Source organism: Acidimicrobiales bacterium (assembly GCA_030747595.1).
GTDB lineage: Bacteria > Actinomycetota > Acidimicrobiia > Acidimicrobiales > MedAcidi-G1 > UBA9410.
Genome location: JASLKK010000074.1, coordinates 1 through 560, shown reverse-complemented (window position 1 = coordinate 560; position 560 = coordinate 1). Strand labels below are relative to the sequence as shown.

Genomic DNA, 560 nt, shown 5'->3' with positions numbered 1-560 from the left:
TCCCTGTCTTTCGGTCGCCAATGATGAGTTCTCGCTGACCACGACCCACAGGAGTCATGGCGTCGATCGCCTTGATGCCAGTCTGCAATGGTTCATGCACTGGTTGTCGGCCCATGATGCCCGGTGCCTGGATTTCCATGCGGCGCGGCTCGGATCCCACTAGTGGACCTTTACCATCAATCGGCTCGCCGAGGGCGTTAACCACCCTTCCCAGCACTCCATCACCAACCGGCACCGAGAGGATTCTGCCTGTGGATTTAACGTTTTGGCCTTCTTCAATGTTCTCGACGTTGCCAAGAACTACCGCACCGATTGAATCCTCGTCGAGGTTTAGAGCAAGCCCAACGTCGCCGCTCTCAAACTCCAAGATCTCGTTAACGGAGGCATTCGGTAGACCAGATACTCTGGCAATGCCGTCTCCCACTTCCAAGATGCGACCTACGGTTCCAGACTCTACCGATGGGTCAAAACCTTCCAGGTTCTTTTGGATAGCTGCAGTTATCTCTGCGGCATCGAAGCTCAGGTCAGTCACGACAAACGCTCCTTCATTTTCTCTAGAC

General features: G+C 54.5%; 1 protein-coding gene. It reads right to left on the bottom strand.

What is annotated here, in order from left to right; translation table 11 throughout:
• On the bottom strand, positions 1-532 hold a 532-nt coding region (locus QF777_12175; GenBank protein MDP6912284.1), incomplete at its 3' end, for a F0F1 ATP synthase subunit alpha.
• Positions 533-560: the final 28 nt, after the last annotated feature.